Origin of the sequence: Pseudenemella bisphenolivorans (genome assembly GCF_051133435.1) — a bacterium.
Taxonomy (GTDB): domain Bacteria; phylum Actinomycetota; class Actinomycetes; order Propionibacteriales; family Propionibacteriaceae; genus JAAYAO01.
Genome location: NZ_JBPGNY010000002.1, coordinates 348,551 through 366,211, shown reverse-complemented (window position 1 = coordinate 366,211; position 17,661 = coordinate 348,551). Strand labels below are relative to the sequence as shown.

Genomic DNA, 17,661 nt, shown 5'->3' with positions numbered 1-17,661 from the left:
TGTGAAGATCGGTTTTGTGGTCAACGATGTGATGACCGAGAAGGACACCTACACCACCACCCGCCTGGCCCTGGCCGCCAGCCAACGGGATCACGAGGTGTGGCTGATGGGAATCGGGGATTTCGGTTACGAACCGGACGGCACTCTCTCGGCCCGGGCCCGCGCGGCCGACGGGTCGAAGAACTACCGCTCCCTGGAGCGCTACCTGGCCGATGTGCAAAAGCCCGACACCGAGAAGCTGGTGACCCTGTCGGACTTCGACGTGGTGATGCTGCGCTCCGACCCGGCCGATGACGCCACCGAGAACCCGTGGGCGAACACCGCGGCGGTCGCCTTCGGTCACCTGATGGCCGAATCGGGCGTGCTGGTGGTGAACGACCCGGTCAATCTGTCCAGTGCGCTGTCGAAGGCCTACTTCCAGCACTTCCCCGAGGTCGTCCGGCCGCGCACCCTGATCTCGCGCGATGAGGAGCGGATCCGCAACTTCGTGGAGGACCTCGGCGGCCGGGCGGTGCTGAAGCCGCTGCAGGGTTCGGGCGGGTCGGGGGTCTTCCTGGTCAACACCGACGAATCACCGAACCTGTCGCAGATCGTCGAGGCGATCGCCCGTGATGGTTACGTGGTGGCGCAGGAATACCTGCCCGAAGCCCAGGACGGCGACGTCCGGATGTTCGTGATGAACGGTGAACCGCTCAAGGTCGACGGTGCCTACGCCGCCTTCCGGCGCCGCTCGGAAACCAACGACGTGCGGTCCAACATGTCCGCCGGCGGCAAGGCCATCAAGGCCGAGGTGACCCAGGACATGTTGGACATGGTCGAGATCGTCAAGCCGAAGCTGCAGGCCGACGGCATGTTCCTGGTCGGTCTCGACATCGTCGGCGACAAGCTGATGGAGGTGAACGTGTTCACCCCCGGCGGACTCGGTTCGTGCGAGGCCCTCTACGGGGTGAACTTCGCCCCCGCGGTGATCGAGGATCTGGAACGCAAGATGACCGTGCGCGCCCACTACGGCGATGCCCTGTCGAATATCCGGATGGCGACGCTGTAATCGGCTGAGGTGAGAATGCGCCTCATGTTGCCTTGCGGATTCCAGACCGGGTAGGGCATTGGCAATGTACGCCAACCGCATCGTCCTTCGTGGCTGGAACGCCATCATCTCTCCGCCAGCAGACTCACCCCGCAATCGAGACAGGCTTGGCGTAGTCGCTTGTCCCGAGTCCACAGCCGGGCCCCGGGCGTGATGGCCACCGCGCCCAGCAGGTGGACGTCGACCGTGCTCAATCCGCGGCCCCACAAGGTGCGCTGTTCGGTCAGCGTCATGAACTCGTCGTGGCTGAGCATGGGAAATCGGTTGAGGTTGCCCAGTAGTTGCAGCACCGTGGCGCGATCTCTGATGGAGCCGAGCGCCAGTTCCTCGATGACCAGCGCGTGACTGCCCACCTCGTCGGCGCCCAGCGCGTCAACGAGGTGCGGATCCCCGGCGTGGAGGTGGTCGATCCACACCGAAGTGTCGACCAGTATCATGCCGCGCCGGATCGTCGGCGGGGTGCGGCCGTGGCCTGCTGGTCGGTGCCCCCGAGGGCAGCCAGCCGACGGGCGCTCTCGACTCTGACCAGGGTTTCCAAGCCCTCCCTGATCAGGGCCGATCGCTCGGTGACGCCGGCCAGCTCGCTGGCCCGGGCCCACAACTCGTCGTCGATCGTCACGGTCGTACGCATGGCTACCTCACATCGAAGGGGACGACACCCCCGCAGGCATCAGTGGGAGCATCATATGATGCTGATACTGATGATACCTCCGGCACTCTCCCCTGGGAGGGCGAGCCTCAGCGTCCCATGTTGAGGAACCGCGAGTAGTGGCCCTGGAAGAGGGTGACGATGTCGCGGGTGGGGCCGTTACGGTTCTTGGCCACGATGAAGTCGGCCTCACCGGCGCGGGGGCTCTCCTTGTCGTACTCGTCCTCGCGGTGCAGCAGGATCACGATGTCGGCGTCCTGCTCCAGCGAACCGGATTCACGCAGATCCGACATCGCCGGACGCTTGTCGGTGCGCTGGGTGGAACCACGGTTCAACTGCGAGATCGCGACCACCGGAACGTCCAGCTCCTTGGCCAGCAGTTTGATCTGACGGGAGAACTCCGAGACCTCGAGCTGACGGGATTCGACCTTCTTGCCCGAGGACATCAACTGCAGGTAATCGATCACGATCAGCTTCAGGTTGTGTTGCTGCTTCAGCCGGCGCGCCTTGGAACGGATTTCCAGCATGGTCAGGTTCGGCGAGTCGTCGATGAACAGTGGCGCCTCGGAGACCTCGCCCATCTTCTTGACGATCCGGTCCCAGTCGTCATCGTTCATCGGGCCGTTGCGGATGTGGCTGAGTGACACTTGCGCCTCGGCCGACAGCAGCCGCATGGTGATCTCGAGCTGGCTCATTTCCAGGCTGAAGATCACCGAGCACAGGCCGTTGTGAATCGAGGCGGCCCGGGCGAAATCCAGACCCAGGGTCGACTTGCCGATCGCCGGACGGGCCGCGACGATCACCATCTGGCCGCCGTGCAGACCGTTGGTGAGCTCATCGAGCTCGTCGAAACCGGTCGGCACCCCGGCCATTCCGTCGCGGGCGCCGATCGCCTCGATCTCGTCGATGGTGAGTTCCATCAACTCCGACAGCGGCTTGTAGTCATCGCTGCTCTTGTTGCGGGCGACATTCCACACCGCGGCCTGGGCCGAGTCGACGATGTCGGCGACCTCGCCCTCACCGGAGTAGCCCATCTGGGCGATCTGGATCGAGGCATCCACCAGGCGGCGCAAGGTGGCCTTCTCGGCCACGATGTTGGCGTAGAAACCTGCATTGGCTGCGATCGACACACTCGACAACAGATCGTGCAGGTAGATGTGTCCGCCGACCCGGCCGATCTCACCGCGCTTGGTCAGCTCGGCCGAGACGGTGATCGCATCGGCCGGTTCCCCGCGTCCGTACAGGTCGATGATGGCGTTGTAGATCAGCTCGTGGGCCGGACGGTAGAAGTCGATGCCCTTGACGATCTCGACCACCTCGGCGATCGCGTCCTTGGACATCAGCATCGCGCCGAGCACGCTCTGCTCGGCGGCAACGTCTTGGGGCGGGGTGCGGTCGGCCGTGCCGGTGGATGGGAAGGGAGCTTCGGCCAGGCTCACTGGGTCGGCCTCCTCGGGTCGATGGCGATCACGACAAACCTAGAACCCGGCACCGACACTTTCGGCGACCTCGGGCGCGAGGCACGTTAGTACCGATCCGGCACCGGAGCCCAACATTTATCCAGAGGGGGTGTGCACAGTTTCCGGAAAGGTGTGGAGACACGCGCGCACAGTTCCACACAGCTTGTGGAAAGTCTGTGGAGAAAACTCGGCGGACATCCCAGAAAGCTCTCTGGCTACGGGAAACATCATCCACCGGGGGTGGATGAAAATAGTTCGTGTGATGTCGACTACCGCCTCGGCGTGTCGCCGCTCGTCGGGCTGCTAAGCCGTCGCGGGTTCGCTCAGCGGGTCGTCGGCACAGTCCAGCTCGCGCACCGTGATCCGCTCCACGAAGTCGGGATCCGGCTCGAAGGACGTCGTCGGCGAGGCGACCGCCGAGGCACCCCACAGGGCGGCCCGGGCCAGGCTCTCGGCGGGGGACAGGCCCTCGACGGTGGCTGCGGCGAAACCGGCCAGCAACGCATCCCCGGCCCCGACGGTGTTCACCATTGGGATGTCATGACTGCGGGCCAGCAGCGTGGCGTGGTGGCTCACCAGCATCGAGCCGTCCCCGCCCATGCTGGCCAGCACCACCGCGTCCGGGTCGTCCGGCAGCACCGTCCGGGCAGCCTCGGCGACCTCGCCGAAGGTGCTGATGCTGCGTCCGGTCAGCTCGGCCAACTCGTGCACATTGGGCTTGATCAGGGCCGGACCAGCGGCGACCGCGGCGGTGAGCGCCGGGCCGGAGGTGTCCACCCAGACCGGACGCTCCTGGGCCTGCAGGGCCTCGATCAGTAGGGTGACGAAGGTGGTGGGCACCTCGGCCGGCAGGGTTCCGGCCAACACGATCAGCGCGGCATCGCGGCAGGCCTCGACCCCCTTGGCCACCAGCGACACCAGGTGGTCGTGGGCCAGCGGGGTGCCGGGCTCGTTGATCTTGGTGGATGATCCGGGAGCCAGCAGGGTGATGTTGGTGCGCACCTCGCGACCGGTGTCGACCACCACCGGCGTGACGCCGAGCCGTTCGAGTTCGCGCACCAGGAAACGCCCGGTGTCCCCGCCGGCGGGGAAGATCGCCCGCGTCGAGATCCCGGTGCGGCGCACCGCGCGGGAAACGTTGATGCCCTTACCGGCGGCCTCGCGTGAGGACTCGACGATGCGGTTGACCCCGTCCACTTCGAAGGAGTCCACCCGCACGGTCCAATCGACGGCCGGTGCGGGGGTGATGGTGACCACTTCGTGTGGCATGACGTGCTGCGGCATGACGCTGCCCTCCTGGTTGAGGCCAGCTTTTCATGGTCACCGAATGACGCGGAAGAAAGCCTCGCCCAATCGGCCGTGCCCTAGCGCGTGCTTGGCCGCGACCACCTCGCCCCACTTGCGCAGGAAGGCGTCGAGCTGGTCACCGAGGTGCCCGGTTTGGGACTCGTGTGCCCGCAGGGCGGCGACCTTGCGCTCGAAGCGGTCGGTGATGTCGACGGCGTAGTTGGTGGTGGGGTGACCCATCACCCAGAACTCCGGCACCGAGAACCGTTCCAGGCCCTCGTCGTGCAACAGTTCCGGGAAGGCGAACTGGTTCTCCGCGGCCGGGTAGATCGCGCGGATGGTGGCCTCACCGCAGGCCAGGTGGTCGGGGTGTGAGGCATTGATGCGCTGGTAATCGCGCTCCGACGACTGGATCACCATCCGTGAGGGCCGCACCTGGCGGATCACCCGGACGATGTCTTTCTGCAACTCGTGATGGGGTTCCAGCCAGCCGTCGCGGTAGCCCTGCAGGAAACGCACATCGGTGATGCCGAGTTCGGCCGAGGCCGCGCGCTGCTCGCGGTCGCGGATCTCCGGCATCCGTTCGTGCTGTTCGTCGTCGAAACCGCCCTGCTCGCCATGGGTGCAGACCAGCAGGGTCACCTCCCAACCCTCGGCCACCCACCCGGCCAAGGTGCCGGCGGCTCCGAAGTCGGCGTCGTCGGGGTGTGCCACCACTGCCAGGGCGGTCTTCGGTGCGGGTTCCTCGGCCGATTCCGGCTGCGGGCGATGCGGGGCGTCGTCGGCCTGGTGTTTGCTGCTCACTGCTGTCCCTTTCTTCGCTGCCGACCATACTTGCGACTTCAACGCGGTATCCGGACCTGTCCGAAGGGTGCAGTGGGAACTGCGCGCGGTTCACTGTGCCCGACCCTGTGTTTCCCGGCCGGACCCGGGTCAGGCGGTACCAAAACCCCCAACTCACTCGCCGGATTCGGCCCAAACCGGCGGAAGGCAGGGGTGAGTTGGGGTTTTTGGTACCCGGGGTGGGCAGGAACGAGGTCCGGTCACCGAGGCACTGCGACGGGCTGCACCGGCTTCACCGGTTCCACGCCCGCGCGTCGGTTCGGTCCTCGGCCCGAAGGGTGCTGCTGCAAACGGCCTGATTATTGGTGGCAAAGCCGTATAGGTGGATGGCGGGCCGAGAACAGGCATGTTGCAGCAGGGGCCCGATCGGCGAGTCCTCCCGTCACCCACCCGCACCTCCGCCGGGCTGTACCGAACCGGGTGAACACCCCAGTGAGAGCCGGATTGGGCTGCCCATCGAGCTCCGAAATGAACTCACCGGGAACGAGCTCGGTCGGTGTGGAAAGCCGATCCCGCAGACCCGAAGAGGCCCCGGAACCCCCACTTGTGCACACCCGGTGTGGATAACTGTGGAGAAGCTGTGCAGACACGCCGTGGGGCAGTGGAAGGATCTTGGGGAAGACCTTGTCGAAAACCTCAGAAAACGATTGTGACTACGGCAAACAGTGTCAGGTGAGGCCTGGTCCGGTGGTGCTAAATCGATAAGACCAGACCAGTGGGGGTAGTGGATCCACCCCCATAGTGGGTCCACTTGCTCACAGTCAACCCCCAGGATTGTGGAAAGTTGTGGCGATTCCCACACCGCTGGAAATTCCCCGATCCACATCAATCTTTGAAACCATACCCCCGTAGGGTATAGAGTCGGGTAGTGGAGGTGGGGCAATGTCCGAGACGAAACAACCGCAATCGGCCCCGGGGCACGGAACCCACGGGTATGCCGATCACAAGGCCGCACACCTGCAGCGGCTGCGCCGCATCGAGGGCCAGGTGCGTGGGCTGCAGAAGATGATCGAGGAAGACAAGTACTGCATCGACATCCTCACCCAGGTCTCCGCGGTCACCCGGGCCCTCGAATCGACTGCACTCAACCTGCTCGACGAGCACCTGCATCACTGCGTCGCCCACGCCATCCACTCCGGCGGGGCCGAGGCGGATGCGAAGATCAACGAGGCCTCGGCGGCAATCGCCCGCCTGGTCCGTTCCTGACCACCGACGAAACGAGGAAACCCATGGCCATCACCACCGCCTACACCGTGACCGGCATGACCTGTGGCCACTGCGCCGCGGCCATCACCGAAGAGGTCTCCGAACTCAACGGGGTCACCGAGGTCAAGGTTGACCACGAAACCGGCGAGATGAGCATCACCAGCGAGACCAAACCCGACTTCGCCGCGGTCAAGACCGCCGTCGAGGAAGCCGGCGACTACGAGGTCGCGGTCGCCTGACCCAGCCGGCGGCACCAACCCGCCGGCCAGCTGAGCACCACCCCCACCAGCCGGGCCCCGGCGCCCCCACCAAGGCTCCGCCGTGCCCGAAAACACCCGAAGGGAGCGAGATCATGACCATCACCCGCGAAGCACCCGAACAGGTGCACCTGGACATCGGTGGCATGACCTGTGCCTCCTGCGCCACCCGGGTCGAGAAGAAACTGAACAAACTGGACGGGGTCACCGCGACGGTCAACTACGCCACCGAACGCGCCACCGCCCGCTTCGAACCGGGTACCAGCGTCGAAGATCTGATCGCGGTGGTCGAGGGCATCGGCTACTCCGCCACCCTGCCCGATCCGGACGAGGACGAGGCCCGGGCCGACCGCACCACCAAGCTGCGCAACCGGTTCATCGTTTCCGCCGCGCTCTCGATTCCGATCATCGTGCTGGGCATGGTGCCGCCGGCCCAGTTCCCGGGTTGGCAGTGGGTGTCGTGGGTGTTGGCCACCCCGGTCGTGGTGTGGGGGGCCTGGCCCTTCCACCGGGCCGCCTGGCTGAACCTGCGGCACCGGATGACCACGATGGACACCCTGGTGTCGATGGGCGTCAGCGCCGCCTACCTGTGGTCGGTGTGGGCCCTGTTGTGGGGTGGGGCCGGCGAAATCGGGCTGCGGCACGGCTTCGACTTCTCCCTCAGCCGCACCGGCGGCATGGCGAATGTGTACTTCGAGGCCGCGGCCGCGATCGTCACCTTCATCCTGGCCGGACGCTGGTTCGAGGCCCGTTCCAAGCGCGATGCCGGGGCGGCGATCCGAGCCCTGATGGACTTGGGCGCCTCCGAGGTGACCGTGCTGCGCGATGGCACCGAGGAGCGGGTGCCGATCGCCGAACTGCGCACCGACGACGAGTTTTTGGTGCGGCCCGGGGAAGCGATCGCCACCGATGGGGTGGTGCTCAGCGGACGGGGCGCGATCGACGCGTCCATGGTCACCGGCGAGTCGCTGCCGGTCGACGTCGGCCCCGGCGATCAGGTCACCGGCGCCACGGTGAACACCGACGGACGCCTGGTGGTGCGCGCCACCCGGGTCGGCGAGGACACCAAACTCGCCCAGATCGCCCGCCTGGTCGAACAGGCCCAATCCGGCAAGGCCAAGGTGCAGCGCCTGGCCGACCGGATCTCCGGCATCTTCGTCCCGATCGTCATCGTGATCGCGATCGGCACTCTGATCACCTGGCTGCTGCTGGGTGCCGATGTCTCCTTCGCGCTGACCGCTGCGGTCGCGGTGCTGATCATCGCCTGCCCCTGTGCGCTGGGTCTGGCCACCCCGACCGCCCTGATGGTCGGCACCGGCCGCGGCGCCCAACTCGGCATCGTGATCAAGGGCCCCGAGATTCTGGAACAGACCCGCACCATCGACACCATCGTGCTGGACAAGACCGGCACCGTCACCACCGGGCAGATGGCCGTCGCCGAGGTGCTCACCCCCACCGGCGCGGACCCCGACGAGGTGCGCGGGCTGGCCGCGGTCGCCGAATCCGGCTCCGAGCACCCGATCGCCCGGGCCATCGCCGACCACGACAACCCGCCCGATGACGAACTGATCGACTTCCGCAATGTCGCCGGGCAGGGCATCCGTGCCACCGTTCGGACGGCCGGACGCACCCGTGAGGTGCTCGTGGGCCAACCCCGACTGATGACCGAAGCCGCGGTGACCGGCGCCTCCGCCGACCATCTGGACGAGCAGTGGGCCGACACCCTCACCGAGGCCCGCCGCGGCGGACGTACCGCGGTGCTGGTCGCCGTCGACGGTGAACTGTGCGGGGTGATCGCGGTCGCCGACCGGATCAAGGACGAGGCCGCCCGCGCGATCGGCGAGTTCGGCGAACTCGGCCTGCGGACCATGCTGCTCACCGGTGACCACACCGAATCCGCCCGCGAAGTGGCCGAACAGGTCGGCATCACCGACGTCCTGGCCGAGGTGTTGCCCGAGCAGAAGGCCGCCGAGATCGAACGCCTGCAGGCCGAGGGACGCCACGTCGCGATGGTCGGTGACGGGGTGAACGACGCCGCCGCCCTGGCCACCGCCGACCTCGGCATCGCGATGGGCACCGGCACCGATGCCGCGATCGAGGCCAGCGACCTGACCCTGATCCGCGGTGATCTGGTGCTGGCCGCCGACGCGATCCGGCTCTCGCGCCGCACCCTGGGCACGATCAAGACCAACCTGTTCTGGGCCTTCTTCTACAACACCGCGGCCATCCCGCTGGCGGCACTGGGCTTTCTGAACCCGATGTTCGCCGGTGCGGCGATGGCGCTCAGCTCGGTGATGGTGGTCGCCAACAGCCTGCGGCTGCGGGGGTTCACCCCGGTGGCCCGCAGGTCGGGGGAGTAGCGTGGTCTGAGGTACAGGCTGCGCGGTACCACAACGCGTACTGCCGACAGCACGCACTACCGACAAGGACGTGAGGTGGCGAGATGGGTATCAAGAAATCACTGGCCTGGACGACCCCGATGGTGACGGCCGCGGCCGCGATCGGCTCGGTCGCCACCCAGGACGGGATGGAAAGCCGCTGGTACAAATCCCTGAAGAAGCCGGCCATCCAACCGCCGGCGGTGGTCTTTCCGATCGCCTGGACCTCGCTGTATGCCGCGATCGCCGGCTCGGCCGCCACGGTGGACGCCGAACTCGGGGCCCGGCCGACCAAGGAAGCCGCCCGCACCCGCCGCAACTTCCGGATCGCCCTGTTGATCAACATGATCCTCAACGGCGGCTGGTCGTGGGTCTTCTTCCGCTGGCACAAGCTCCCGCAAGCGACGCTGTTCGCCGGCATCCTGGCCCTCAGCAGCGCAGACCTGACCCGCCGGGCCGCCGCGGTGAAATCGGGCGCCGGTGCCGCGATGGCTCCCTATGCGGCCTGGACGGCCTTCGCGACCGTGCTCACCGGCGCGGTGTGGCGGAAGAACCCGAAGAAGTGATCTGCATCCATCACGAACGCTGCGCCTGCATCAAGAGCGATGCGCGTACAGATCGCGCAACAGGGCGATCTCGGCGCCGTGGTGGATCAACTCCCGGTTGATGTGCAGCACCAGGGTCGACATCGGGTACTCCGCCCACGGCCCTTCGGCCGCACCGGACGAAGCCGCCAAAGCGGCCTCGTCCAGTTCTCGGACCCCGTTCGTCCAGGCCGCATAACCGGCATCGAGTTGGGCCAAAGCCTCCTCGGCCGTGCCGGCGTAGTGGTGAATCCGGTAGTCCATCGGCGGACCACCGAAATGGCCGGCGACCCGGGCGCCGAGCACCCCGACGATGATGTGCCCGAGGCGCCACGCGATGGTCGTGATCGGTACCGGATCCGGTTCGGGGAAGGCGAAATCGATCGTGAAATCCCCGGCGCCGGCGGCGATCGGGGCGGTCGACGTGCCACGGGGACGGACATTCCAGCAGTCGGCCACCGGCTCCCAGAAGTACTCCGCATCGCTCAGCCCGTCGAGCCGCGGGCGCAACTGGTTCACCCAGTGCCATTCGATCTGCTCGAGCAGTGTGCCGGTGAGATCCATCGACCCAGCCTAGGCAACCGCACCCCTGCCGGGAAGGTTCAGTCGAGGGCTTCGGCCAACTCGACGGCGTGCCGGGCCACCCGGGCGGCCTGATCGCCAAAGGATTCGGGGGTGCGGTCGGTCGCACCCATCGCGCCGCGCACCATCCGCGAGTAGACGTCCTCGAGAATGCAGGCGACCTTCCACCAGTTGAAGGCGAGGTAGTAGTCGATCGGCGCCGGGCCGAATGCCTCCTCATAGCGGGCGGCCAGTTCGGCCCGGGTACTGAACCCACCCACCGAGGTCGGCGGGGCGAACAGCGCCGTCTCGGCGTCGTCCGGTTCGGTCCAATAGACCAGCAACTGCCCCAGGTCGGCCAACGGGTCACCGATCGTGGCGAGCTCCCAATCCAGCACACCCTCGACCCGTCCGGACGCGTCGAAGACGCAGTTGTCGAGCCGGAAGTCACCGTGCACGATGCCCACCCGGGTCTGCTCGGGCACCCGCGCGGCCAGCAACTCGTGCGCCCGCGGCAGGTCGGCCGACTCCCGGGTACGGACGCGTTCCCAGTTGCCGATCCACCGCTTCAACTGCCGGGGGACGAAATCACGCCGGTCGAGCAGATGCGGCATCTCCAGCACGGCCGGGTCGACCCGGTGCAACTGCACCAGGGCGTCGACCAGCGCCGGACCCATCGCCGCCCGTCGCTCGGGCGCAATGGTCTCGGCCACCTCGGGGGAGGCCACCACCTGCCCGGTGAGTTGGCTCATCACGATGAACGGCGCCCCGGTCACCTCGGTGTCGGTGCACATCGCGAGCACCTCCGGCACCGGCACCTGCTCGTGCAGGGCGGCCATGATCCGGCCCTCCCGCAACACATCGTGCGCGGTGGCGGGGTGATCACCCATGGGCGGGCGCCGCAGCACCGCGGTCCGGCCGTCCTCGGCGGTGATCAGGTAGGTGAGGTTCGACCGTCCGGTGCCGACGCGGGCGAAGGACGCCCCCGACAGGCCCAGTTCGGTGGCCAACCAAGGACGCAGGGTGGCGGACTCAATACCCAGGATGCTCACGCCGGACACGCTAAGGCACCCGCGCCGGGCCCAACACGAACATTGCGGCAGCCGGGACGATCGCGCCGGTCGGGACGATTGCGCCGACCGGGATCAGGCAGCTATGAACGGCTGCATGGACGAGTCCGAGAAGGTGACCTTCAACGTCAGCCCGATGCCGTTCCTGCATCTGCCGCTGGCCACCGAACTGCAACTCGCCGACGACTGGCCCGAGCACACCAGCCAGGGTCTCGCCATCGACAAACTGCGCGACACCGGTTGGGCCGAGTCCGGCCGCCTACTGCACCGCGCCGAGGCCGACATCTCCTACCTGGTCACCGGCACCTTCTGCCCGGTCGATGACGACCTCGGGTGGCAACAGCACCGGCAGATCCTCACCGATGCCGTGCATTGGGCCGGTGACCACAGCGTCCCGATCATCTACTTCACCCCCGGCCCGTCCGGACGGCTGACCCCCGACCAAGCCGTCGACGCCTTCGCCCGTCAGGTCGCACCGCTGGTCGAGTTGGCCGAACGCAACGCCGTCACCTTGGCGGTGGAGAACACCGTGTGGGTGCGCTCCGACCTGGGTTTCACCCATTCGGTGCGCGAAACCGCAGCCCTCGCCGCCAGCGCCGGGCTCGCCCTGTGCGTCGACCTGTTCTGTGCCTGGCAGGAACAACACCTGGCCGACACCCTCACCCAGCACCGCGACCGGATCGTCATCGTGCAGTACTCCGATTACCAACTGGGCACCCACTATCAGCCGGCCCGCCGGGTGCCCGGCGACGGTGACATTCCGCTGCCGTGGCTGGTCGATCTGGTGCCGCAGATCGGCTACACCGGCCTGATCGACCTGGAACTGATCGGCCCGGCGATCGAGGACGAAGGACCCGAGGCCGCAGTGAGCCGGGGATTGGCCTGGCTGGCCGCCCAACGCTGGCACGGATCGTGACCCCCGCCCGGCCAGTGGCACGTTCGGTGTCGGTTCTGTGTGCACGCCGTAGTCTCGCCAGCGAGCACCAACCGTACGGAGGAACCCTGCACTATGAGCGGCACCATGAGCGAATCGACCCCAGCACCCCAGTACCACCCCGCGCTGCGCACCCGCGCGTGTGAACTGTTCGGTGTCGATTACCCCATCGTCCAGACCGGCATGGGCTATGTCTCGGACGCCAAGCTCACCGCCGCCACCGCCAACGCGGGCGGCCTGGGCATCCTGAGTTCCGGCCTGCTCTCCTACGAAGAGCTGGTGGCCGCGATCGACGAGATCAAATCGCTCACCGACAAGCCCTTCGGCGTCAACGTGCGTGCCGACCAGCCCGACGTCGAGAAGCGGATCGCCCTGATGGCCCGCACCGGCGTCAAAGTGGCCTCCTTCGCGCTGGCCCCCAAGCAGCCGCTGATCGAGAAGTGCAAGGAGGGCGGCATGGTCGTCGTCCCCTCGATCGGTGCCCGCCGGCACGCCGAGAAGGTCGCCGGCTGGGGTGCCGACGCGGTCGTCGTCCAGGGTGGTGAGGGTGGTGGCCACACCGGTTCGGTACCCACCAGCCTGTTGCTGCCCCAGGTCGTCGACGCGGTCGACATCGTGGTGGTCGGTGCCGGCGGCTACTTCGACGGCCGTGGCCTGGTCTCCGCGCTGGCCTACGGCGCCGACGCGATGGCGATGGGCACCCGCTTCATGATGACCAGCGACTCCCCGGTGTCGCAGGCGGTCAAGGACGTGTACCTGTCCAAGGGCGTCACCGACACCGTCGTCACCACCGAGGTGGACGGGGTGCCGCAGCGGGTGTTGAACGCCGGCACCGTCGCGAAACTGGAGAAGACCAACTTCATCACCCGACTGCTGCGGGCCGGACGCAATGCGCTGGCCTTCCAGAAGATCTCCGGCATCCCGATCCCGGAGATGATCAAGGAGGGTCTGGCGATGAAGAAGAACCAGGGCCTGACCTGGAGCCAGGTGGTGATGGCCGCGAACGCCCCGATGCTGTATCGGGCCGCCCTGTTGGAGGGCCGCACCGACATGGGTGTGATGGCCACCGGCCAGGTCGTCGGCCTGATCGACGATGTCCCCAGCGTCGACGAACTGATCACCCGCATCATGCGCGAGGCCGACGAAACCCTGAACCGCCTCGTCCCGACCAACTGAGCCGCGCAGCACGCGGACGCGAACTCCGAAAGGCAGAACTATGGGCAGCTTGACCGACAGAGTCGTTGTGGTGACCGGAGCCGGACGAGGGATGGGCCGCGAACACGCCCTGCTCGCCGCGCAGGAAGGCGCGTCGGTGGTGGTGAACGACTCCGGCGTGGACGCCGACGGCACCAACCCCGACGCATCGATCGCCGAGAAGGTGGCCGCCGAGATCACCGCCGCCGGCGGTACGGCGATCGCCGACACCCACGACGTGGCGACCACCGACGGTGCCCAGGCGCTGCTGGAATCCACCCTGGACAAGTTCGGGGCGGTCCACGGTCTGGTCACCAACGCCGGCATCCTGCGCGACAAGATGTTCGTCAACATGTCGGACGACGACTGGGACACCGTGATCACCGGCCAGTTGCGCGCCACCTTCGCCCCGGTGCGGGCCTTCGCCGCGCACTGGCGCGGCCTGTCGAAGTCCGGCACCGACCCGCAGGCCTCGGTGGTGACCGTTTCGTCCACCTCGGGCCTGCTCGGTCAGGTCGGGCAGAGCAACTACGGTGCCGCCAAGGCAGGCGTCGCCGCGATGACGCTGATTCTGGCCGAGGAGTTCTCCCGCTACGGCACCCGGATCAACTCGCTGGTGCCGGTCGCCCGCACCCGGATGACCGAGGACCTGCCCGGCATCGGTGAGATGGTCGCCGCCCCGTCCGACCCGAACGAGTTCGACGTGTACCACCCGGGCAATGTCTCGCCGCTGGTGGCCTGGCTGCTGACCGCCGACTGCCCCAAATCGGGCGCGGTCTACTACGCCAAGGGTGGCGAGATCCGGCGCTTCCGCGGCTGGAGCTACGACTGGACGATCGATCAGGGTCAGCGCTGGACCGTCGCCGAACTCGACGCCGCCCTGCGCGACCGCGACTGATCCACACCGAACGGAAAGCCACGCAGAAAGGGGAGGGCGCATGCTGGCCCATGTCGTGACCGAGTTGGGAACCCCCGACCGTCTGCAGTTCACCGAGGTTGCCGACCCGGTGCCGGGCCCGGGCCAGGTGCTGCTCGCGACGGAAGCGGCCGGGGTGAACTTCCCCGATGGGCTGCTGGTGGCCGGCACCTATCAGACCAAGCCCGAGCTGCCGTTCACCCCGGGCTCCGAGGCCGCCGGGACGATCCTGGCCGTCGGTGACGACGTCGAAGGCCTGTCGGTGGGGCAGCGGGTGGTCGCCTTCTGTCGGATGGGCGGTTATGCCGAACAGGTACTGGCACCGGCCGAGATGGTCTACCCGCTGCCCGATGCGGTGTCGGCGCTGGATGCGGCCGCGATGCCGGTGGCGCACGGCACGTCCTACCACGGCCTGGTCGACCGGGCCCGGCTGCAACCCGGCGAAACCCTGCTGGTGCTCGGTGCCGCCGGTGGGGTCGGGCTGACTGCGGTTGAGATCGGCCACCAACTCGGCGCCCGGGTGATCGCTGCCGCCTCCAGTGACGACAAGCTGGAGCTGGCCCGCAGCTACGGGGCCGACGAGCTGATCCGGTACAGCGACACCGACCTGGGCGATGCGGTCAAGGAACTCACCGGCGGTCGTGGTGCTGACGTGATCTACGACCCGGTCGGCGGTGATCTGGCCGATGCCGCGGTACGGCGGCTGGCCGTCGAGGGTCGCTACCTCAGCATCGGGTATGCGTCCGGGACGATCCCCAAGGTCGGCATGAACCGGCTGCTGATCAAGGAGGGCACCCTCTTCGGCTTCCAGTGGGGAGCCTGGGCGCGCCGCAACCCCGAACTGCAACGCCACAACATGGACGTGATGCTCGGCTGGGTCGCCGAGGGCAAGCTCCGTCCGCACATCGACCGCACTTGGCCGCTGGCCGAGGCTGCCGAAGCCCTGCAGTACGTCCTCGATCGCAAGGCCCGCGGCAAATGCATGCTCACCGCCGGCGAGGAGAACCGATGAATATCGACCAGGCGCACGCCGCCGAGTACGCCGCGCAGGCCAAACACCCGTACCGCACGGTGCACCGCGGCCCGGAGATCTTCGAGGAGATGAACCTCGCCCCCTCGGCCAAGGGCCGCGAGATGCTGGAGCGGGCGATCGACTTCATGGACGAGTTCGTCTACCCGGCCGAACCCGTCCACGCCCGGCAACTGGCCGAACAGGCCGGCACCGACCGCCGCCACGACCTGCCGCCGATCGTCGAGGAACTCAAGGCCGAGGCCCGCAAACGCGGTCTGTGGAATCTCTTTCTGCCCGATATTTCGGGGCTGTCGAACCTCGACTACGCCTACATCGCCGAGGTCACCGGCCGCTCGCCCTACCTGGCCCCGGACGCCTTCAACTGCAACGCCCCGTCCACCGGCAACATGGAAATCCTGCACCTGTTCGGCACCGAGGAGCAGAAGAAGCAGTGGCTCGAACCGCTGCTGGACGGGACGATGCGGTCGGGCTTCTCGATGACCGAACCCGAGGTCGCGTCCTCGGATGCGCGCAATATCTCCACCGCCATCGTCCGCGACGGCGACGAGTACGTGATCAACGGCCGCAAGTGGTGGACCACCGGGGTGGGTGATCCGCGCTGCAAGATCCTGGTGCTGATGGGACGGATCGCCCCCGACGCACCACCGCATCAGCAGCAGTCGTTCATTCTGGTGCCGGTCGACACCCCCGGGGTGACGGTGCACCGCTCGCTGCCGCTGTACGGCTACCACGACCAGCAGGGTCATGGTGAGATCACCTTCGACAACGTCCGGGTGCCGGTCAGCAATCTGATCGGTGAGGAAGGTTCCGGTTTCGCCCTGGCCCAGGCCCGGTTGGGTCCGGGACGGATCCACCACGCGATGCGCTGTATCGGCATGGCAGAACGCGCCCTGGACATGATGGTGCGCCGCTCGATGGAGCGCGAACCTTTCGGGCAGAAGCTGTCCGAGCAGGGGGTGGTGCGCACCTGGATCGCCGAATCCCGGATGGAAATCGAGATGGCCCGGCTGCTGGTCACCAAGGCGGCCTGGATGATCGACCGGGTTGGTGCCAAGGGTGCGGCCACCGAGATCGCCGCGATCAAGGTGATCGGCCCGCGGGTCGCCCGGCAGGTGCTCGACCGCTCGATCCAGGCCCACGGCGGCCTCGGCGTCACCGAGGACGTCCCGCTGGCCCGGATGTGGGCCTCGGCCCGGATTCTCGGCATCGCCGATGGTCCCGACGAAGTGCATCTGCGTACTGTGGCCAGAGTGGAACTGCGCAAGTACCGCTGAGCACCACCCGGGGCGAGGAGAACCATGGACAAGCTGCTGGACGGACGGGCCGTGGTGATCACCGGCTCGGGACGGGGACTCGGCCGGGCCTATGCCCTGGCTGCGGCCGCCGAAGGTGCCGCGGTGGTGGTCAACGACCTCGACCGGGACGCCGCGAACGACACGGTCGCCGAAATCACCAACAGTGGCGGACGAGCGATCGCCGGCGTCCAGGACGTCAGTGACTGGGATGCGGCGGGCGAACTGATCAACCTGTGCGTCGACTCCTTCGGCGCCATCGACGGGCTGGTCAACAACGCCGGGGTGCTGCGGATCAACCGTCCCGAGGAGCAGACCCGCCGCGACACCCTGGACGTGGTGAACTCCTCGGTGATCGGCACGGTCGCCTGCACCACCCATGCCCTGCAGCACATGTGCGCCGCCGGCCGCGGGGTGATCGTCAACGTCACCTCCGGGCAGCAGATGGGCGCCCCGGCGATGGCGGTGTACGGGGCGGCCAAGGCCGCGGTGGCAACCCTGACCTACTCCTGGTCGCACGATCTGGTCGCCGAGGGAGTGCGGGTGAATGCGATCTCACCCAACGCCCACACCCGGATGGCCGACGCCTACGAGGAATTCCTCGGCCCCCGGGCCGCCGGACAGAACGTCGGGATCAGCCCGGAACTCAACGCGCCGCTGGTGGTGTACCTGCTGTCCGAACTCAGCGACGGGGTGTCGGGTCAGGTCTTCCGCTTCGACGGGCAGTCGCTGATGGTTTGTTCCCATCCGGCGGTGATCGATCGGGATGCCTACCTACCCCCGGAATGCACTGCGCGCGACATCGCCTCGGTGGTGGCGAGCGAGTTGACCGGGCTGTTCCAGCCGGTCGGCCTGCGCCGGATCAAGCCGCCCGAGTTCAGCTGACCGGGTTCAGCTGACCGGGGAGTGG

At 67.4% G+C, this 17,661-nt stretch carries 18 protein-coding genes; 11 read left to right on the top strand and 7 right to left on the bottom strand.

Translation table 11 applies throughout. The features are described 5' to 3' along the window. The first annotated feature begins 1 nt into the window (after position 1). On the top strand, positions 2-1,048 hold the full coding sequence (locus tag ACR4XW_RS06545; RefSeq protein WP_434759729.1) for a glutathione synthetase: 1,047 nt from the start codon (positions 2-4) through the stop codon (positions 1,046-1,048). Between the two features lie 104 nt (positions 1,049-1,152). Here the strand turns inward: ACR4XW_RS06545 and ACR4XW_RS06540 are convergent, their stop codons facing one another. The 5 genes from ACR4XW_RS06540 to ACR4XW_RS06520 form a co-directional block, all read right to left on the bottom strand. Continuing rightward, complete coding sequence (locus ACR4XW_RS06540) at positions 1,153-1,524, bottom strand: type II toxin-antitoxin system VapC family toxin (protein ID WP_434759728.1); 372 nt, start codon at positions 1,522-1,524, stop codon at positions 1,153-1,155. Beyond that, the gene (locus ACR4XW_RS06535; protein WP_434759727.1) at positions 1,521-1,718 is read right to left on the bottom strand and encodes a type II toxin-antitoxin system VapB family antitoxin; all 198 of its coding nucleotides are present in this window, start codon (positions 1,716-1,718) and stop codon (positions 1,521-1,523) included. Before ACR4XW_RS06535 ends, ACR4XW_RS06540 begins: the two co-directional genes overlap by 4 nt. Before the next feature lie 107 nt (positions 1,719-1,825). After that, a complete protein-coding gene (gene dnaB, locus ACR4XW_RS06530; protein ID WP_434759910.1) occupies positions 1,826-3,169 on the bottom strand; it encodes a replicative DNA helicase in 1,344 nt (447 codons plus the stop codon). A gap of 330 nt (positions 3,170-3,499) precedes the next feature. Next, positions 3,500-4,480: a 1-phosphofructokinase family hexose kinase gene (locus tag ACR4XW_RS06525; protein WP_434759726.1), complete on the bottom strand. Its 981-nt coding sequence runs from the start codon at positions 4,478-4,480 to the stop codon at positions 3,500-3,502. A gap of 36 nt (positions 4,481-4,516) precedes the next feature. Further along, a complete protein-coding gene (locus ACR4XW_RS06520; protein ID WP_434759725.1) occupies positions 4,517-5,287 on the bottom strand; it encodes a PIG-L deacetylase family protein in 771 nt (256 codons plus the stop codon). 921 nt (positions 5,288-6,208) lie between these two features. On the opposite strand from ACR4XW_RS06520, the gene ACR4XW_RS06515 reads away from it, so the two are divergent. The 4 genes from ACR4XW_RS06515 (at position 6,209) to ACR4XW_RS06500 (ending at position 9,733) form a co-directional block, all read left to right on the top strand. After that, positions 6,209-6,532 (top strand): metal-sensitive transcriptional regulator, encoded by a 324-nt coding sequence (locus tag ACR4XW_RS06515; RefSeq protein WP_434759724.1) that lies wholly within the window; start codon positions 6,209-6,211, stop codon positions 6,530-6,532. A gap of 23 nt (positions 6,533-6,555) precedes the next feature. Beyond that, complete coding sequence (locus ACR4XW_RS06510) at positions 6,556-6,771, top strand: heavy-metal-associated domain-containing protein (RefSeq protein ID WP_434759723.1); 216 nt, start codon at positions 6,556-6,558, stop codon at positions 6,769-6,771. Between the two features lie 113 nt (positions 6,772-6,884). Then, on the top strand, positions 6,885-9,149 hold the full coding sequence (locus ACR4XW_RS06505) for a heavy metal translocating P-type ATPase (protein ID WP_434759722.1): 2,265 nt from the start codon (positions 6,885-6,887) through the stop codon (positions 9,147-9,149). A gap of 83 nt (positions 9,150-9,232) precedes the next feature. Next, the gene (locus ACR4XW_RS06500) at positions 9,233-9,733 is read left to right on the top strand and encodes a TspO/MBR family protein (protein ID WP_434759721.1); all 501 of its coding nucleotides are present in this window, start codon (positions 9,233-9,235) and stop codon (positions 9,731-9,733) included. A gap of 30 nt (positions 9,734-9,763) precedes the next feature. On the opposite strand, the gene ACR4XW_RS06495 is transcribed toward ACR4XW_RS06500, so the two are convergent. Continuing rightward, on the bottom strand, positions 9,764-10,315 hold the full coding sequence (locus ACR4XW_RS06495; RefSeq protein WP_434759720.1) for a DinB family protein: 552 nt from the start codon (positions 10,313-10,315) through the stop codon (positions 9,764-9,766). A gap of 38 nt (positions 10,316-10,353) precedes the next feature. Then, a complete protein-coding gene (locus ACR4XW_RS06490; protein WP_434759719.1) occupies positions 10,354-11,364 on the bottom strand; it encodes a phosphotransferase family protein in 1,011 nt (336 codons plus the stop codon). 115 nt (positions 11,365-11,479) lie between these two features. Between ACR4XW_RS06490 and ACR4XW_RS06485 the strand changes: the two genes are divergently transcribed. The 6 genes from ACR4XW_RS06485 to ACR4XW_RS06460 all read left to right on the top strand — a co-directional run bounded on the left by ACR4XW_RS06485 (position 11,480) and on the right by ACR4XW_RS06460 (position 17,636). After that, positions 11,480-12,298: a sugar phosphate isomerase/epimerase family protein gene (locus ACR4XW_RS06485; protein WP_434759718.1), complete on the top strand. Its 819-nt coding sequence runs from the start codon at positions 11,480-11,482 to the stop codon at positions 12,296-12,298. A 105-nt stretch (positions 12,299-12,403) separates the two neighbouring features. Next, on the top strand, positions 12,404-13,492 hold the full coding sequence (locus ACR4XW_RS06480) for an NAD(P)H-dependent flavin oxidoreductase (protein ID WP_434759717.1): 1,089 nt from the start codon (positions 12,404-12,406) through the stop codon (positions 13,490-13,492). A gap of 49 nt (positions 13,493-13,541) precedes the next feature. Then, positions 13,542-14,408 carry an SDR family NAD(P)-dependent oxidoreductase gene (locus ACR4XW_RS06475; RefSeq protein WP_434759716.1) on the top strand — a complete coding sequence of 289 codons (867 nt, stop codon included), beginning with the start codon at positions 13,542-13,544 and terminating at the stop codon, positions 14,406-14,408. Between the two features lie 40 nt (positions 14,409-14,448). Next, complete coding sequence (locus ACR4XW_RS06470) at positions 14,449-15,438, top strand: NADPH:quinone oxidoreductase family protein (RefSeq protein ID WP_434759715.1); 990 nt, start codon at positions 14,449-14,451, stop codon at positions 15,436-15,438. Continuing rightward, positions 15,435-16,733: an acyl-CoA dehydrogenase family protein gene (locus ACR4XW_RS06465; RefSeq protein WP_434759714.1), complete on the top strand. Its 1,299-nt coding sequence runs from the start codon at positions 15,435-15,437 to the stop codon at positions 16,731-16,733. The genes ACR4XW_RS06470 and ACR4XW_RS06465 overlap by 4 nt, the downstream gene beginning before the upstream one ends. Positions 16,734-16,757: 24 nt before the next feature. Then, entirely contained in the window at positions 16,758-17,636 is an 879-nt protein-coding gene (locus tag ACR4XW_RS06460) for an SDR family NAD(P)-dependent oxidoreductase (RefSeq protein WP_434759713.1), read from the top strand. Positions 17,637-17,661 lie beyond the last annotated feature (25 nt).